The sequence below is a fragment of the Phormidium sp. FACHB-1136 genome (assembly GCF_014697375.1).
In the GTDB taxonomy this organism is placed as follows: Bacteria; Cyanobacteriota; Cyanobacteriia; order Phormidesmidales; family Phormidesmidaceae; genus Nodosilinea.
In genome coordinates, this window is sequence record NZ_JACJRS010000113.1 from 1 (window position 1) to 17,233 (window position 17,233).

Consider the following 17,233-nt stretch of genomic DNA (forward strand, 5'->3'; position numbering starts at 1 on the left):
GGTGTGGAACCACTCTGACCCATCCCGAACTCAGACGTGAAACGCACCTGCGGCGAAGATAGTGAGGGGGTTGCCCCTCGTCAAAATAGCTCAATGCCAGGGTATTAATGAGTTCCCCCTATTTTCCTGAGTGAAAGTAGGGGGAATTTCATATGGATGTTGTTGGAAGTGCTTCCAGCAGAATACGAAGAAAAGGGTAGGCTATCTCCAGTGACGGCTCGGTGGAAAGGTAAGATCTGAGTAGAACGGTTGAGGTCGGCGATGGTGACAACAACAGGCTTGACGAGCGATTCTGAAAAGCACATGACGGCCTTTTCAAGTTTTACCCCAGAGGAAATTAAGGGGGATCGTATCCTGGCGGCCATTGATGTGGGTACGAATTCAATCCACATGGTGGTGGTCAAGATTCAGCCAGACCTACCAGCGTTTAGTATTGTTGACCGCGAAAAAGAAACCGTGCGTCTTGGTAATTTTGACGAGACGACCAAAACTCTGACGTCAGAAGCGATGGATCGGGCGGTGTCTGCCCTAAAGCGTTGCTGTGCCATTGCTGCTAGTCTCCAGGCTGAAGATGTCATTGCGGTGGCTACGAGCGCGGTGCGTGAAGCCACCAATGGTGCAGAGTTTATTGATCGGGTCTATCAAGAGGTGGGCCTGACGGTTAATGTGATTTCGGGTACCGAAGAAGCCCGTCGGATCTATTTGGGCGTGCTGTCTGGGATGGAATTCCATGACCATCCCCATGCGGTGATCGACATTGGTGGTGGCTCTACGGAGTTAATTTTAGGGACAGGGGAACCCCACCGCTGCTTGAGCAGTACCAAAGTAGGGGCGGTGCGGCTGACGGCCCAATTTGTGAAGACCAACCCCATCAGCGACTCAGAATTTATTGCCCTGAGAGCCTATGTGCGTGGGATGTTAGAACTACCCATTCAGGAAATTAAGGCAAAGCTAGGTGGTTCAGAAACGGTTCGCATGATTGGCACATCGGGGACGATTGAATGTTTGGCGGCGCTGGTGGCTTACAATCGCCTAGGTTTGGTGCCCGATCCGCTGAATGGCTATCAGATGACCTATGAGGATTTGTCTAAGCTGGTGGAGGAATTGCGGCGGGCTAGCTATAGTGAACGACTGGCAATGCCGGAAATGTCGCCTCGGCGGGCGGAGATTATTGTGGCGGGAGCGGTGATTCTCCATGAGGCGATGGGTTTGCTAGGGGCGAAGTCTATCACTATCTGCGAGCGGGCGCTGCGGGAAGGGGTGGTGGTGGATTGGATGATCACCCACGGTCTGATTGAAGATCGGATGCAGTTCCAGAAATCGGTGCGTCAGCGGAATGTTTTAAAGACAGCCCATAAGTATAAGGTTCATTTAAATCGGGCTGAGCGCGTGGCTCGGTTTGTGATGGATTTATTTGAACAAACCTATGGCAGTTTGCACACTTGGGGAGCGCTGGAAAAAGAACTGCTCTGGGCGGCAACCATTCTCCACAACTGTGGACACTTTGTGAGTCACTCGGCCCACCACAAGCATTCCTATTATCTGATTCGCCATGGAGAACTGCTAGGTTACACCGAAACAGAATTGGAAGTGATTGCCAATATTGCCCGCTACCATCGGCGCAGCGGGCCTAAGAAAAAACATGACAATTATCGAAATTTGCCAACCCGATATCATCGTCAAATGGTAAATCAATTGAGTGCGTTGCTGCGGGTGGCGGTGGCGCTAGATCGGCGCGGCATTGGTGCAGTCAAAAGTATTCATTGCCATTTTGATAGTGATGCCCATGTCTTACACTTAGAGGTTATGCCATCTCATGTGGGAGAAGATTGCTCGTCTGAACTGTGGAATTTAGACTATAAAAAGCAGTATTTTGAAGAGGTCTTTGAGGTCAAAATAAGCTGTTTCGTATCTAAATTGCATTAATATAGCGACCTGCATGATTTGCGAACGGGCACCTCGATTAATCGAGTGATCAGGAAATTGCAGTCTCAAAAAAGAACATCGTGAGATAGGAGAGTGTTCTGATTTTTGTGTAAGCGAGTTTTGATTCAAAGTTTGAAGTGCTCTGGGAGTAGGATAGCGAAATGCTAGAGTTATGTTGATTTCTAGTGTATGGAGGGGAAAGAAGGAAAGGCGTATCCTACTGGATGAAACCAATCACCAGAAAAAGAGTACACCATGAATGACGACAATCTTATTTCATTGCTCCCGAACGTTCTGTCTCCATGTCCATCGCCCTGACCGTTGACAACTTTTTTCAGCAATCTGGCCCGATTTTAGATGTGCGCAGTCCGGGCGAGTATACCCAGGGCCACATTCCCGGTGCGGTCAGTTTTCCGCTGTTTACCGACGACGAACGGGCCAAGGTGGGGACTTGCTACAAACAGGTGGGCCGCGACGAGGCGGTGGAGCTAGGTTTTGAGATTGCAGGGCCAAAGTGCCCCACCTTTGTGCGTCAGGCGAAGGCACTGGCCCCCGACCGACATCTGCGAGTTCATTGCTGGCGGGGGGGAATGCGCAGTGGCGGGGTAGGCTGGATTTTGGCCACAGCGGGCTTTCAGGTACACACCCTGGAGGGTGGCTACAAAGCCTATCGTTGCTGGGTACGGCGGGTTTTAGCCACGCCGAAGCCGATGGTTATTCTAGGCGGCATGACGGGCACCTCAAAAACCTTGATCCTAGAAGAACTCGCTCGGTTGGGCGAACCAGTGATTGATCTAGAGCACCTAGCCAACAACCGGGGCAGCAGCTACGGAGCCCTGATGTTGCCCCCCCAGCCCTCCACGGAGCAATACGAAAACCTGCTGGCGGCGGCGTGGGTGCAGTGCAGCGGAGATCGACCCATCTGGCTGGAGGCAGAGAGCCGTCGGGTGGGCACCTGCCGCATTCCAGACGAACTGTTTTTGCAAATGATGGCGGCTCCTACCCTGGAGGTAACCCGGTCGGTTGAGGAACGGCTCGATTTGCTGGTCTCTATCTACGGTGAGGCGGATCCTGGGGAATTAGTCATTGCCACCCAGCGTATCCAAAAACGCCTGGGCGGACAGCGCACCCAGGCCGCTGTGGACTTTATCCAGGCGGGCGATCTGCGTTCCGCCTGCGCCATCATTTTGGACTACTACGACCGCACCTACCGCCACGACCTTGAACGCCGGGGCAAGACCATCCCCCAAATTGACCTGACGGGCCTCTCGGTGGCTGAAAGCGCCCAACGCCTTCTCCAATCCGCCCAGACCCAATTTGCCCTCAACCTTGTCCAACCCTGGGCCAAGGGGATCTGATCCCTCTACTCCGATCAAATCTAAATGAGCAAACCCCGATTCCCAGTCAGGCAAACCGTAGGGGTGAGGAAACCTCACCCGCTGATACCGGGGACAAACCAACTGGATTGAGGATCAGTCGGTAAAGAGGATCAGTCGGTAAATTTGAGGCGGTGGCGATAGTTGGCGACGGATTGCACAATGCCCAGGGCTATGAAGTTCGTTAGCATGGCCGACCGTCCGTAGCTCATCCAGGGTAGGGGAATTCCGGTGATGGGGGCGAGGCCGATGGTCATACCAATGTTGATAACAATATGGAAGGTCAGCATCGCAAAAACCCCAATAGCTAGGAGCGAGCCGAAGTTGTCTTTAGCATTTTGGGCAATAATTAAAATCCGAAAGCAGATGAGTAAATAGACCATCAAAACCGCCACACAACCCACTAGCCCCCATTCTTCTCCCACCGCAGAAAAGATAAAGTCTGTATGCTGTTCGGGTATAAAATTAAGCTGGGTTTGGGTGCCGTCTCCTAATCCCTGGCCCCACAGTTTTCCAGCTCCGATGGCAATGCGAGATTGAATGAGGTGGTAGCCACCGCCAAGGGGATCCTTATCAGGGTCTAGAAATAGAATCAAACGATCCTTTTGGTAGTCGTGGAGCAAGCCCCAAAAGACTTGGCCAATTTTTCCAGAAATGAGATTAATGGCTGTGGCAAACAAGGTGCAAAACCAGCGCCAAGGCAAGGTAAACCAAGCGGTTAAGCCCATGCCCACACACCATAGAAGCCACACTGGAACCGAGAGATTAAACAGAATAGCGGCTACCAAGGGCGAGGCCAACAACAGTATCCAACCGGGCTTACAATTAGCCCAATACAACATTCCCATCACAATCACCCCAAACACCAGGGAGGTACCGAGGTCGGGCTGAATGAAGATGAGTATCCAGGGCAGGGCGGTAATGCCTAGGGCTGTAAATAGCCCTCCTAAACTAGAGGCATCACGCCGACTGAGTTGGGCCGCTAGGGTAATAATTAAACCTACCTTGGCAAACTCGGAGGGCTGAATATAAAAACCCCCAATGCCAATCCAGGATTGTGCCCCCGAACCCACGGTACCGATAAACATCACCAGGACAAGGGAGGCATTGACAATGGCGTAGATAATCCAGTTCCAATCCTGCAAAACCTCATAGCGCTTACGGGAAATCCACAGCGCCACCCCTAGGCTAATGGCCCCCATGATGAGGTGGTTAATGTCGTAGTGGAAGTCATCCATGCTGCGCTGAACACTGTTGAGCAACACGCAGGAAAACAGCACCAATAGAGTGGGCAGCAAAAAGAGTAACCAATCTACCCCTTGCCAGCTACTGGTTAGGGATCGCCAATTGCGTTGAGCTTGAAAATTCAGCATGGAAGCAATGGTAAAGAGGTCAATGGGGTTACGAGAACGAGCCTGTGATTAGAGCGATCACGATCTCGTAACCCTCTGAAGATGCAACCCTAGGGGCTAACTCGTGAGGGCCGCCACGGATATCCTCGCCGCCAGTTGTTGAGAGATGGCCTTCAATGCCTGGGCCGAAGCGGAGCCTGGGAACTGCACCACAATCGGTACGCCCTGGTCGCCGCCTTCGCGCACGGTGGTTTCTAGGGGAACGCAGCCCAGCAGGGGTACGCCTAGATCAGTGGCAATTTTTTCGCCGCCGCCGGAGCCAAAAATGTCGTAGCGCTTTTCAGGGGCATCGGGGGGGATGAAGTAGCTCATGTTTTCCACTACCCCCAGCACGGGCACGTTGAGCTGTTGGAACATCCGCAGACCCCGACGGGCATCGGCAATGGCCACGTCCTGGGGGGTGGAGACAATCACTGCTCCGGCCATGGGCACGGCCTGGGCTAGGGTAAGCTGGGCATCACCCGTACCGGGGGGCATATCTACAATCAGGTAATCCAACTCACCCCACTGCACCTGGTAGAGAAACTGCCGAATGACGCCGTTCAGCATCGGGCCACGCCAAATCACAGGCTGATCGCGGTCGATCAAAAAGCCCATGGAGACCATTTTGACCCCGTGGTTAAAGGCGGGTTCCAGCACCTCGCCCTGCGGCCCTTGGCGCACCATCACATTGGCATCGCTGAGGCCCATCATCATCGGCGCGTTGGGGCCATAGATATCGGCGTCAATCAGCCCCACCTTGGCTCCAGCCTGGGCCAGGGAAACGGCGAGGTTCACCGCCACCGTACTCTTACCGACGCCCCCCTTACCGCTGGAGACCGCCACAATGTTTTTGACTCCATCAATCCCCGTACGGTCGGGTAGAGCCTTCTGCTGGGGCGTTTCGGCGGTCACATCCACCTTCACCGTGGTCACTCCCGGCAGGGTTTTCACCGCCTTTTCACAGTCCTCTACAATAAATTCGCGCAGGGGGCAGGCGGGGGTGGTCAACACTAAGGTAAAGCTCACTTCACCGTCCTGGATGGCCACATTGCGAATCATGTTCAGATCTACCAGGCTTTTTTGCAGCTCTGGATCTTGAACGGGACGCAATACCTCTAGCACGGAGTCGGGACTTAGGGTTAGGCTCATGGGGGTGATAGCAGCGGCTTAACAGTCATTTACCTCCCCTATCTTAAGGGGCACCGTCACCGATTTGGGTGGGGATTGATGGGGGCCAGCATAGATTTCCGTCGAGGGGTCGCCCTCGCCTTCGCCTTGGATACCCCATCCGGCGAGTTTGTCCCTGGTAGCCGTCGGTGAAGCGAGCCCTCCTCGACGGCTACCGTTGATGTCTAAGTCTTTATTTGTCTTGACTCCTAGCGTTGATCCCCCTAACCCCCTTCCCACGGAGGGAACTGGCGTCTAGACCTGAGCAGCTTTGAGGGCGGCTCCAATGAGGCCCACTTGGGGATTGAGGACGATGTGAACCGGGATATTGTCGAGCAGGGAACTCATGCGGCCCTTGTGGCAGAAGGCATCCATGAATTGTCCGGCGGTCATCAGTGGCAGATTTTTGGCGGCCACCCCCCCGGCCACATAGAGGCCGCCGTAGGGCAATAGTTTCAGGGCCAGGTTGCCCGCTTCGGCCCCGTAGGCTTCCACAAAAATCTCCAGCGCCTTTTGGCAGAGGCGATCATGGCCCTCGGCAGCGGCTTGGGAAATCACCGCAGCGGGGTCAACGGTCTTGGTTTTGAGGCCAATCTGGCGTTCCCAGGCGGTAATGGCTTCGGCCACTTCGGGGGTTTCGTGGGCAAATTCCCGATCCCGCAGAAATTGGTAAATGGACACAATCCCCTGGCCCGATACCACCCGCTCCACCGACACCCGCGAGATCTGGTGCTTGTCGATCAGATAGCGCAGCAGTTGAAACTCCAGTTCCGAGCGCGGGGCAAAGTCCGCATGGCCCCCCTCGGAGGGAAACACCTGCCAGCGCCCATTGTGGTTAATGGCAAAGCCTTGGCCTAGCCCGGTGCCCGCCCCCAAAATCGCTACCGGAGCGTTGGGGTGATAATCCCCTTTTTGCAGGGTGTGAATATCTTCCGGTTCCAGGCCAAACACTCCATAGCCCACGGCCTCGAAGTCGTTGATCAGTTCCACCCGCTCCAGGTTCAGTTCTTCCTTGAGCCGATCCCCCTCCAGCGACCAGGCCAGGTTGGTGAGGCTGGAGGCGTTGTCTACCACCGGGCCAGCGATGGCAAAACAAGCCCGCACCGGATGGATCGACTGTCCGGCCTGGTCAGCGACGGTATGCAGAAATTCCTTCACCATGGGCACTAGATCAGGGTATGCCTGACTGGAGTAGCGCCGCTCGTAGCAGGTTTCGACGTGGGGCTTGGCGGTGGTTTCGGCGGTGGCATCCACCAGGCGCAGGATGGTTTTGGTGCCGCCAATGTCGCCAGCGAGGTAGTAGGTCATGGCAAAGGAGGGGGGCTAGATGCAGGGCAGGGGTGGGGTTAATGCCAAGGTAGGGCCAAAACCGAGGGCGGGTCAAGACGGCACCAGGGGCAAATCTTGGTTGAGTTTGCCGCTACGGAAGCCCTCTAAGTCCAGCGTGACATAGGTAAACCCGTGGCCCTGGAAGGCGCTTACCAAGGCACTCAAATCATTATCGGCCACGAAGTCCTTAATGTCCTCCGCTGGGATTTCAATCCGGGCCGTATCCCCCGCAGACCGCACCCGTAGGTTGCGCAGGCCCAAATCTCGCAGGTAGCGCTCGGCACGGCCCACCCGGTGCAACTTCTCCAGGGTAATGTCTTCCCCGTAGGGAAAGCGGGAACTGAGGCAGGGCTGGGCGGGCTTATCCCACCAGGGCAGGCCCAGAAATTGGGAAATCTGCCGCACCTCCAGCTTGGTGATGCCGATCTCGGCTAAGGGTGACCGTGCCCCCCGTTCCTTCGCGGCCTGGATGCCTGGTCGATAGTCCCCTAAATCGTCGGCGTTCACCCCATCCACCACGTAGGGATAGCCCCGATCTAGGGCCAGGGGGCGCAGGGTGTCGTGGAGTTCGCTTTTGCAGAAATAACAGCGGTTGACCGGGTTGCTAGCGTAGTTGGGATTGTCTAGCTCATGGGTTTGCACAATTTCGTGGGCGATGCCAATGGTCGCCGCCTGGATGCGGGCATCCTCCAAATCCTCCGGCATGAGAGAAGGGGAATTGGCCGTTACCGCTAGGGCGCGATCCCCCAGCACATCGTAGGCCACCTTGGCCACGAGGGTGCTATCAATGCCGCCGGAATAGGCAATCAAAGCTCGATCCATCTCGGCAAACAAAGCTTTTAGTTGATCTAATTTTTGAGCCACCATAACCATCCAAAGCCACGGCTAACAATACGCATGAAGCGAAACTTCAGTAGATCATAAACCCAATGCAGATCGGCCACCTTGGCAGCGCACCATCAACTTCTGACACCGACCGCTGCACCTACACCCTGCATCCACACGTCCCACATCGGAGACAGCTCGCGGGCATCCCAGGCCATCAGCTAAGCGACTAGTTATCTAAACTGCACTGACAGAATCACCTCAAAATCCTTAAAGAAGGAGCTTTGGAGAAAGCTGACATGCGATTTAGATGCGGATTAGCTTGCCCCCGTGAAAACCATGGCCATCCAGAATCCGTAGGTCGGCGGAATCTTCAGTAGGATGACCTTACCCTTAATCCGTCCTCCCTAGCTATGGACACCCTTTGCCTTAACCCCCAATGCCCTCAGCCCGTTAACCCGGTTGCGGCCCTGCGGTGCCAGTCTTGCGGTGCGCCTTTGCGTCTAAACCAGCGCTATCGGTGTGTGGCAGTGCTGGGGCAGGGGGGCTTTGGCCGTACCTATCGAGCGGTGGATGAGGGCGTTCAGCCGCCAGAAATCTGTGTGATCAAGCAGCTTTGGCCAGATTCCAGCGGTCTTCGCCAAAACAGAACCCCCGATAGCCAGCGTCAACGGTTTTGGCAGGAGGCTGAACAACTGGCCAACCTGGGCCACCATCCCCAAATTCCCCAGCTTTTAGAAGCCTTGGATACCGACCAGGGCCAATTTTTGGTGCAGGAGTACATCCCTGGCCCCAACCTCGACCAACTGAATCCGCCGCTGGAAGAAGCCCAGATTCGCCGCCTGCTGAGCGACCTACTGCCCGTGCTGCAATTTGTCCACGATCACCAGGTCATCCACCGCGACATCAAACCCGCCAACATCATCGCGCCGCCGGATGATCGGCCCTTGGTGCTGGTGGATTTTGGGGCTTCCAAAACCGTGAATCCAGAGGCTATGGCCCAAACCGGAACCGTGATCGGCAGCGCAGGCTATGCCGCCCCCGAACAAACCCTCGGCAAGGCCGTCTTTGCCAGCGACCTCTTCAGCCTCGGCCTCACCTGCCTGCATCTCTTAACCGGACTCCATCCCTTCGATCTCTATTCCTTGGGCGAGGATGCCTGGATCTGGCAACCGTTCCTCACCCAACCCATCAGCCCCACACTGGCCCGCATCCTAGACCGCATGGTGAACCGCCGATTGAAGGAACGCTACAGCCGCGCCCAGGAGGTGATGGCGGATTTGCGGTGGGGTGGCTTCTCCCTAGATGGATCTCTTTCGGAAGTTAGGGGTCGGACGATAGAGTCCTCAAAGTTCAAAATTCAAAATTCAACGTTCAAAACAACAGTCACACTCTGGCAAGAACGCCATCGGATTACCCTATCTGGCACTATCGCCCAGGATTTAGCGATTCATGCCCAGGGACGCACCCTGGCGGCGGCCTGTGCCGATGGTTCCGTGCGGCTGTGGAATTGCACCAATGGCCAGCCCCTACAGCAATTCCGCAAAACCCTGCGGGGGCTGGGGCATCGGGGAACGGTGAACTCGGTGATTTTTGGCCCCAACGAAATGGTGATCAGCGGCGGCGAGGATGGCCAGGTGATTCAGTGGAATTTGGCTGATCCGAGTGATCGCCAACGCCTGCCCCTCAACAGTTGGCAGGTGTCGGCTTTGGCGGTGGATGATGGCCTGGGCGACGATACCCTGGCGGTGGCCTGTGGCGATGGCCGTATTTATCTGGTGTCCCTCACCCAGCAATTTCAGCCCAAGGTGTTAGTCCATCACCAGGCGGCGGTGACAGCCCTGGCGGTTAACGTGCCTGAAAAACTCCTGGTTAGTGGTAGCCAAGATCGCACCATTCGCCTGTGGTCGTGGCCATCGGGGCGGCTCAGCCACACCTTCACCGATCCCAAAAGCCCCATCACCGCCCTGGTCTGTCACCCCCAGGATGGCCGCATTGTCAGTGGCGACAATCAAGGCAAGGTGCAGGTTTGGGCTGCATCTCAACCGGGACAGGGCGACTTGGTTCAGCGCTTCCCCCACCCGATCACCGCCCTCGCCCTCAGCCCCAATGGCCAATGGCTCGCCATCGGCACCGAGGCCAGACACCTAACCCTAGTGAATCTACAATTTCAGGATCAGGCTCAGCAGGTGCGCCATGATTGGTCGATCACGGCCCTAGCCTTTACCCCCGACAGCCGCATGATCATCAGCGCCAGCGCCGACGAAACCCTGCGGTTTTGGTGTCTGTCAACCTAGAGCACCGTCATGCCCCATCCTTCAGTCCTGGCCTTGCTATCATGGCCTCAAACGGCGGATCGTTCTCCTTCACCCGTTGCCTAAGCCCATGACGGTTGCCCTATCTACACCCCTCAGCCAAATTCTGCTGTCCCCTGGCAGCGCCATCACGGTGGCGGGGGTCAGTTGGCCTCAATACCAGCTTGTGCTGACGGAACTAGGCGATGATCGGGCGACGCGGCTAACCTACGATGATGGGGTACTCGAAATTCGGATGCCTAGCCAATTCCATGAAATTGTCAACCGACTGTTGAGCAGGATTATCTTCACCCTGGCCGAGGAACTAGGCTTAGACATCGTTGATCTTGGTTCCACGACTTGGAACCGAGCCGATTTGGATCAAGGCATCGAGCCAGACGGTTGTTTTCTCATCCAAAATGCCCATCGAGTCATGGGCCTGAACCCAGAACTACCGATGGACTTAGCCCCTGATCTGGCGATTGAGGTGGATATTGCCAGCGCCTCGGATCGCAAACTGGGAATCTATCAAGCCCTTGGGGTGCCAGAACTATGGCTCTACCGCAAGGGGCAAACGCAAATTTTGGATCTGCACCAGGGCATTCATTCCGTAGAGCGCAGTCTAGCCTTTCCAGGGATCTCAAAGGCTCAGCTTCAAGCCTGGGTTGCCATGCGAGAAACCACGACGGATATCGCCGTGGTCAAAGCGGTTCGACAGTTTTGCCGGGGGATAGAGGCTCCATCCCCCGGCCCAGAGATCTAGTGCAGACCGGGTTCAATTTGGTTGAGGGGAATAAAGCACTCGCTGGGCAAAAGCACCGGACGTTCGCCAAAAATCAGCTTGCCACGATGGGTTTTGGTGCTGATGGCAATACCCACGGGCCGCTGGAAGTCTTCGGGGTGCACCTCGTAGTAGGTGCGGTAGATCTGGCGGGCGGATTTGAGCAGGGCGGGGTTAAACACCGTAGACAAAAGGGCGGCATCCGGCAACGATGGCGCTGTCTCGCTGATGGCAGAGGGGGGGTTCTGTAGACCGTACACGACTCACCTGTGACTCTTCGACAAGACTGTAACCGATATCCCCAGGGCTGGTTAATCGTTGCCTAATGTTAAACGAGAACTTAGGATTCGGACGTATCAATTGCAGCTAGTAGTGTCTCGCCCATACCCTTACAGCCCACGGCGGTCATGCCCTCGGACATAATATCCCCGGTGCGATAGCCCTGATCGAGGACGGTATTCACCGCTTGCTCGATGCGGTCGGCGGCGGCGGGTTGGTCTAAACCGTAACGCAGCATCATGGCCGCACTAAGCACCTGGGCTAGGGGGTTGGCCTTGTCCTGTCCGGCAATGTCGGGGGCAGACCCGTGGACGGGTTCATACACCCCAGGCCCATCGGCCCCCAGGCTAGCGGAGGGCAACATGCCAATGCTGCCGGTCAGCATCGCCGCCGCATCGGACAGAATATCGCCGAATAGATTGCCGGTGACGATGGTATCGAACTGCTTGGGCCAGCGGATCAGCTGCATGGCCGCATTGTCCACATACAAATGACTGAGGGTGACATCGGGGTAGTCCGCCGCCATGGCCGAGATTCGATCCCGCCACAGTTGCGACACCTCTAGCACATTGGCCTTATCCACCGAGCAAAGCTGCCCCCCACGCTTTTGGGCGGTTTCAAAGGCGACTTTGCCGATGCGGTCAATTTCAGAATCGGTGTAGGCCATGGTGTTGACCCCCCGCTTTTCCCCGGTTTCGGTTTCAAACAGGCCCTTGGGGGTGCCAAAGTAAATGCCGCCCGTGAGTTCGCGCACCACCATAATATCGACCCCTTCCACCACCTCGCGCTTGAGGGAAGAGGCATCCACCAACTGGGGCAAAATCGTGGCCGGACGCAGGTTGGCAAACAATCCTAAACCCGCCCGCAGCCCCAGCAAACCCGTTTCTGGCCGCTGGTGTCGGGGCAGATTGTCCCACTTGTAGCCGCCGATGGCCGCCAACAGCACCGCATCGCTAGCTTTGCAGGTGTCCAGTGTCGCCTGGGGCAGGGGTTCTCCGGTGGCATCGATGGCCGCGCCGCCGATCAGCGCCTCCTCAAACTCAAAGCTCAGATCCATCTGACGGCCCACGGCCTTCAGCACATCCACAGCAACGGCCATAATTTCTGGGCCAATGCCATCACCGGGCAGGAGGGTAATGCGGTAAGAGGAGGTCATAGAACAGGCTCGTAAAACAGGTAGACCGGGCGCAAACGGCCCTTGGGCAGCTTTCTATCATACCCCGGCAGGCCGACCCCAAAACCGCTGGATGCGCATCATAGGCTCCCTTCTACCCTGGCGTTGAAGCCGTAGACTTTGCGCTCTCCAGCGAGGGCAACGAGGGTGACGGTGCGTTCATCCCCCGGTTCAAAGCGGACGGCGGTGCCAGCAGGGATGTCGAGGCGCATACCCCGCGCTTGGTCTCGGTCGAAGCTGAGGGCGGCGTTGACTTCATAGAAGTGAAAGTGAGAGCCGACTTGGATCGGGCGATCCCCCGTATTGGCTACCGTTAGGGTGACGGTCGCTTTTCCGGCGTTGAGTTCAATCTCGCCCTCGGCGGGCAGCAGTTCTCCAGGAATCATCCTTTACCTCCTAGGTTGGCAATTAAATCTTGGCGCTTTTGGTGCATGGAACGTTCGATTAGGGGCAGGGCTTCTTCAATTTCCCGCCGTGCCACGCCCTCGGCCCCGGCTTCCAGCAGTTGATTGAGGGCGATCACATGGGCGGTTTCCAGGGCAATTTCCGTGGGTACCTTCACGTCGGGAATCACCCCGGTGCCGTCCCAGTTTTTGCCCGTTACGGGGTTGATGGCCTGCCCCGTCGGCATGAATACCCAAAAGTGATCGTGGAGCCGAAAGCCTCGGCCTGGGTTGGCTCCGCCCCGCGTGGTTTCGCCGACGATGGTGGCCCGCTGGCGAGTTTGCAGGTTGTAGGCAAATTCTTCGGCGGCGGAGAAGGTGGCCGGACTGGTGAGCACAAACACGGGTCTGTGGAGGTACCGTGGCCCCGGCAGGTGGGGAATCGTCCACCACTGATGGGTTTCGTCGGTTTCGCTCCAGTAGAGGTCGTTGAGGTGGGTGGCGGGATGGGCCGGAAATAGGTAGCTACACAAAAAGGCCACCGCCGCTGGGGAACCGCCCTGGTTGTGGCGCAGGTCGAAAATCAGGGCATCGGTGTGGGCCACTAGGGTCATGGCGGCGGCGAGGGCATCTCCGGCAAATTCCGGCGGCTCGAAGCTAAAAAGCTGGATGTAGCCGACGTTTCCCGGCAGGCGCTCTACCTTGTTGAGATCAAAGTTGCGGCGGCGGCTGGCCTGCTGTTGGCGCGCCAGTTCCTCGGCGGTGGGTTCGGCCTGGGGTTCGATGTGGGGCAGGGGCACCGGACTAAAGTGCAGCCGCAGGTTGCGATCCTGGCTGAGAGCCTGAAGCTGGGCGGTGAGGGTGTCGGCCAGTTGTTGTCCGCCGTTGATGTCGCCATAGCCGCCGCTGTCTAACCGCTGATCCAGGTCATCCTGAATTTTCTCCGCCACCTCTGGAAACACGTAGCTGTCCAACTGGGCCACCAGCGCTCCAATGACGGCCTCCACATCGTCGGGCTGAAGGGGGAAGTCGGCGGCGGAAGGGGTGGGGACGGAGGAAGCCATACCAGTTAGCACGAAGGGCAAGGAATCAACTGAGCAGGGTGGGAGGCAGTCCCAGAGTCAGGGGGCACCCCTAGCGAATCGGATCGTGAACCGTGACCAGTTTGGTGCCGTCGGGGAAGGTGGCTTCCACCTGGACTTCGTGGATCATCTCCGCCACGCCGTCCATCACGTCCTCGCGGCTGAGTAGGGTGGTGCCGTAGCTCATCAGTTCTGCCACGGTGCGGCCATCCCGTGCCCCCTCCAAGATCGCCGCCGAAATGTAGGCGACCGCCTCGGGATGGTTGAGCTTCAGCCCTCGATTTTTGCGCCGTTCCGCCACCAGGGCAGCGGTGAAAATCAGCAGCTTATCTTTTTCTTGGGGGGTCAGTTGCATGGGCCTAGCTTTGGGACAAATGCGGAGATGGGGTTGGTTGTAGGTTGCTGAAGGCGGTGGCCCTCACCCTAAATCCCTCTCCCAAGCTGGGAGAGGGACTTTGAACTAGATTTCCGGCTCCCCTCTCCTTCCTGGGAGAGGGGCTGGGGGTGAGGGCTATCTACGGCAAAAACGATGGGAATCTCCCTGAGACTCAGTGTACCAAACGCCGCCCATTTCAGGCCGGACGGGGATTCTCGACCGCGATAGCCTGATCAGTTAAGACAGTTTGTAACAAAATGGACATACACCGACCGAAATCAGAGTAGTCTTATGCACATGCTGTGATTCAACCGTGAGAAGGAGAAAACTCCGATGGCTGCTGCGTTTCTACCCTCTATTCTGGTTCCTCTAGTGGGCATTGTCTTTCCCGCTGCGGCAATGGCCTTCCTATTTCTTTACATCGAGCGCGAAGAAGCCTAGGGTTTCGTCAAAACTTGCTCGTCAAAAAATACAAGCCAAGCCGTTTTCTTTGCAGAAGCGGCTTTTTTCGCGTCTTGATGGAGAAAAAGTTTATGGGTCGCGAACTGATAGGTTGAGGGCTGATTGGGCTGCGGATTGAAATTAGCGTTCTGCATGGCTTGATTGGATGCGATGGCTGGCCCCCACGCAGATCCCGGCTCCCAGGAAAGCCAGAGCCGCCAGTACCGCACTCCACCCCGGTGCTAGGACCCCGCCACCGAGGAATCGTCCCCAAAGACTCATGGCCAGTGCGCCGCCGCTGAAATACATTCCCGTTCCCAATCCGGCCTTCGTGGGGGGCACCATCCCTAGGGCAAAGGGAATGGTGCCGTTGGCCACGAGGCTAAAGGCACCGCCAAAGAGTACTGCCACCGCCAACGCGGCCCCAGCACTCTGAACCGTTAGCATTCCTGCCGCCAGCAGCACCAGGAAGGCGAGACCCGCTATCATGGCGCGACGGTTGCCCAGGCGGGTGGCTAGGGCTCCGGCGGGTAGGGCGGTCAAGGCCAAGGCGAGGAAGATCAGGCCCATGGTCGTAGACACATTGGCGTTGGGAACCTGCTGCTTGAGGACTACGGGGAAAGTGGTCATCATCAGTCGAAAGCCAAGGCTAACGCCCATCCCAGCCCCAAAAACCAGCGCCAACCTGGGAATGGACAGCTTGGGTAGTGCTGGTTTTGGGGGGTCGGTTATGGGGTTGGATCCTGCGTGGTTGGTTGCAGGATCGGATCTGTCATCGGCTAGGGAAGCGGTTTTGTCCGTGTCCCCGTCCGCCGGAAGCACGGTTTGGTTTGGCCCCGCCCACCGCAGCGCCATCATGGCCCCCAGCAGTACCACCGATCCTGCCGCGAAGGCGACCCCTGGCCCCAAACTCAAAATCCACTGACTGCTGAATGGCCCCATGGCCCCGGCCAATCCGCCCACGAGAGTTAACACAGCGGCAGCCTGGGGAAGTTGGCGACGAAAGGCATAGCGCCCCAGCAGCGACAGGGCCGGACTGCGAAAGGTGGTCATCGCCAGTGCCCAGGCTAGCAGGAGCAGCGGCAACAGCCAACGTAGCACCGCATTTTGCCCCCATAGCAGCGCCGTTGGGATGAGGAAAAACAGCCCCGCTGAGAGGATCACCCCCAGGGCGACCAGGGGAAAGCGGGTGCCCACCCAATGCTGGCGGTGATCGGAGAACGTCCCCATCAGGGGTTCCATCACAACGGCGAGCAGGTTTTCAATCACCAACAGCCCCGCCGCCCAGGGTTGAGGAAAGCCTAGACTGGTCAGCAAGTCCACTAGGTAAAGGTTATAGATCACCCAACTGAGGGTGATGGCTCCCTGCACCAGGGCTAAACCACCCACCTGGGCCCACAGAATCGGAGTTGGTCGGGGGGCATTAACCATGGGGTACCAGCTCTTCTAGTTTGGCTTTTACAGCTTGAATATCTTGCCACATCAGCCATTTAGGACTGCCCTTCTCCCGTGAGGGGTTTCGCAGCAAGTAGGCCGGGTGAAAAATGGGCATACAGAGCCGCCCCTCCCACTCAAACCACTGGCCCCGAATTTTGGTAATGCCCTCCTTCAGCCCCAGGATGCCTTTCACCGCTGTGGCCCCGGTGAGCAGAATAATTTTGGGGTTGACCAAGCGAATTTGCTCTAGGAGATAGCCCTTGCAGGCTGCCACCTCGTCGGCGGTGGGCACCCGATTGTTCGGGGGGCGACATTTAACGATGTTGCCGATGTAGATATCTCGCTCCGTATCCAGCCGCACCGACGCCAAAATTTGCTCCAAAAGCTGTCCCGAACGCCCCACAAAGGGCTTACCTTGCTCGTCCTCCTGCTGCCCTGGCCCCTCACCAATGATAAAAATAGGGGCGGTAGCACTCCCCCGGCTCACCACGACATGGGTACGGGTTGCGGCCAGATCGCACCGTTGGCAGGCATGGCAATGGTGGGCCAAGTCCTCCAAGCTGGCGTAGGTGCCGGGAGGAATGGCCACCGATGCGGTGGTTGGAATGGCCTTGTAGTCCCTAGGTGGATCATCCGTGGGTGGGGCATCCGTGGGTGGGGCGTCCGTGGGCGCAGATGGGTTCATGCCCTCCTGGGCGGCGGGGGCAGCGATATCTCCAAGGGAAAACAGACTAATTTGCTCATCCGCCATGGGATTCAGTCGGTGCGACAGGAAGAGGACTATTGGTCACCCATTGTAAGCTGATTCGATGGACGTGTTGCCCTTGATGAACCTTCGGGGGCATTTACAAGGGGACATATTAGCTCGACTTTATCCAATTAGGCAGCATGGCAAAGTAACTCGGCCCAGATGTCGAAGATAGGGCGCGGGACTTTAACGTACTCAAGGTCATCTTGCGATGTCTGAAA

The 17,233-nt window shown here is 57.1% G+C and carries 16 protein-coding genes; 5 read left to right on the forward strand and 11 right to left on the reverse strand.

From position 1 onward, the window contains the following. Nucleotides 1-303 precede the first annotated feature (303 nt). The gene (locus H6G62_RS22750; RefSeq protein WP_190499476.1) at nt 304-1,926 is read left to right on the forward strand and encodes a Ppx/GppA phosphatase family protein; all 1,623 of its coding nucleotides are present in this window, start codon (nt 304-306) and stop codon (nt 1,924-1,926) included. A 302-nt stretch (nt 1,927-2,228) separates the two neighbouring features. Continuing rightward, nucleotides 2,229-3,284, forward strand: coding sequence for a tRNA 2-selenouridine(34) synthase MnmH (gene mnmH, locus H6G62_RS22755; protein WP_190499451.1), 1,056 nt, complete (start codon nt 2,229-2,231; stop codon nt 3,282-3,284). 131 nt (nt 3,285-3,415) lie between these two features. Here mnmH and rodA read toward each other — a convergent pair whose 3' ends face one another. From rodA to larE, 4 genes are all read right to left on the reverse strand, one after another. Further along, complete coding sequence (rodA, locus tag H6G62_RS22760) at nt 3,416-4,675, reverse strand: rod shape-determining protein RodA (RefSeq protein WP_190499453.1); 1,260 nt, start codon at nt 4,673-4,675, stop codon at nt 3,416-3,418. A 96-nt stretch (nt 4,676-4,771) separates the two neighbouring features. Then, complete coding sequence (locus tag H6G62_RS22765; protein ID WP_190499454.1) at nt 4,772-5,845, reverse strand: Mrp/NBP35 family ATP-binding protein; 1,074 nt, start codon at nt 5,843-5,845, stop codon at nt 4,772-4,774. 273 nt (nt 5,846-6,118) lie between these two features. Then, nucleotides 6,119-7,171: a glucokinase gene (locus tag H6G62_RS22770; RefSeq protein ID WP_190499456.1), complete on the reverse strand. Its 1,053-nt coding sequence runs from the start codon at nt 7,169-7,171 to the stop codon at nt 6,119-6,121. A gap of 72 nt (nt 7,172-7,243) precedes the next feature. Continuing rightward, nucleotides 7,244-8,059 carry an ATP-dependent sacrificial sulfur transferase LarE gene (gene larE / locus H6G62_RS22775; RefSeq protein WP_190499458.1) on the reverse strand — a complete coding sequence of 272 codons (816 nt, stop codon included), beginning with the start codon at nt 8,057-8,059 and terminating at the stop codon, nt 7,244-7,246. A 371-nt stretch (nt 8,060-8,430) separates the two neighbouring features. Here larE and H6G62_RS22780 point away from each other — a divergent pair, with 371 nt between their 5' ends. Both H6G62_RS22780 and H6G62_RS22785 read left to right on the forward strand, forming a co-directional pair. Then, entirely contained in the window at nt 8,431-10,314 is a 1,884-nt protein-coding gene (locus H6G62_RS22780) for a serine/threonine-protein kinase (protein ID WP_190499460.1), read from the forward strand. An 88-nt stretch (nt 10,315-10,402) separates the two neighbouring features. Next, nucleotides 10,403-11,074 (forward strand): Uma2 family endonuclease, encoded by a 672-nt coding sequence (locus H6G62_RS22785; RefSeq protein ID WP_190499462.1) that lies wholly within the window; start codon nt 10,403-10,405, stop codon nt 11,072-11,074. On the opposite strand, the gene H6G62_RS22790 is transcribed toward H6G62_RS22785, so the two are convergent. From H6G62_RS22790 to ureA, 5 genes are all read right to left on the reverse strand, one after another. Further along, nucleotides 11,071-11,352 (reverse strand): hypothetical protein, encoded by a 282-nt coding sequence (locus tag H6G62_RS22790; RefSeq protein ID WP_347239411.1) that lies wholly within the window; start codon nt 11,350-11,352, stop codon nt 11,071-11,073. The two genes, H6G62_RS22785 and H6G62_RS22790, sit on opposite strands and share 4 nt — an antisense overlap. An 80-nt stretch (nt 11,353-11,432) precedes the next feature. Further along, nucleotides 11,433-12,527, reverse strand: coding sequence for a 3-isopropylmalate dehydrogenase (leuB, locus tag H6G62_RS22795; protein WP_190499464.1), 1,095 nt, complete (start codon nt 12,525-12,527; stop codon nt 11,433-11,435). Between the two features lie 98 nt (nt 12,528-12,625). Then, the gene (locus tag H6G62_RS22800) at nt 12,626-12,931 is read right to left on the reverse strand and encodes an urease subunit beta (protein WP_190499466.1); all 306 of its coding nucleotides are present in this window, start codon (nt 12,929-12,931) and stop codon (nt 12,626-12,628) included. Further along, nucleotides 12,928-13,992, reverse strand: a complete 1,065-nt coding sequence (locus H6G62_RS22805; RefSeq protein ID WP_190499468.1) for a S41 family peptidase — start codon at nt 13,990-13,992, stop codon at nt 12,928-12,930. The genes H6G62_RS22800 and H6G62_RS22805 overlap by 4 nt, the downstream gene beginning before the upstream one ends. A 70-nt stretch (nt 13,993-14,062) precedes the next feature. Further along, nucleotides 14,063-14,365, reverse strand: a complete 303-nt coding sequence (ureA, locus tag H6G62_RS22810; RefSeq protein WP_190499470.1) for an urease subunit gamma — start codon at nt 14,363-14,365, stop codon at nt 14,063-14,065. 354 nt (nt 14,366-14,719) lie between these two features. On the opposite strand from ureA, the gene psaI reads away from it, so the two are divergent. Continuing rightward, nucleotides 14,720-14,827, forward strand: coding sequence for a photosystem I reaction center subunit VIII (gene psaI, locus H6G62_RS22815; RefSeq protein WP_190499471.1), 108 nt, complete (start codon nt 14,720-14,722; stop codon nt 14,825-14,827). 141 nt (nt 14,828-14,968) lie between these two features. Here the strand turns inward: psaI and H6G62_RS22820 are convergent, their stop codons facing one another. Both H6G62_RS22820 and H6G62_RS22825 read right to left on the reverse strand, forming a co-directional pair. Then, a complete protein-coding gene (locus H6G62_RS22820) occupies nt 14,969-16,258 on the reverse strand; it encodes an MFS transporter (protein ID WP_190499473.1) in 1,290 nt (429 codons plus the stop codon). Beyond that, nucleotides 16,251-17,015, reverse strand: a complete 765-nt coding sequence (locus H6G62_RS22825) for a uracil-DNA glycosylase (protein ID WP_190499475.1) — start codon at nt 17,013-17,015, stop codon at nt 16,251-16,253. The genes H6G62_RS22820 and H6G62_RS22825 overlap by 8 nt, the downstream gene beginning before the upstream one ends. Nucleotides 17,016-17,233 lie beyond the last annotated feature (218 nt).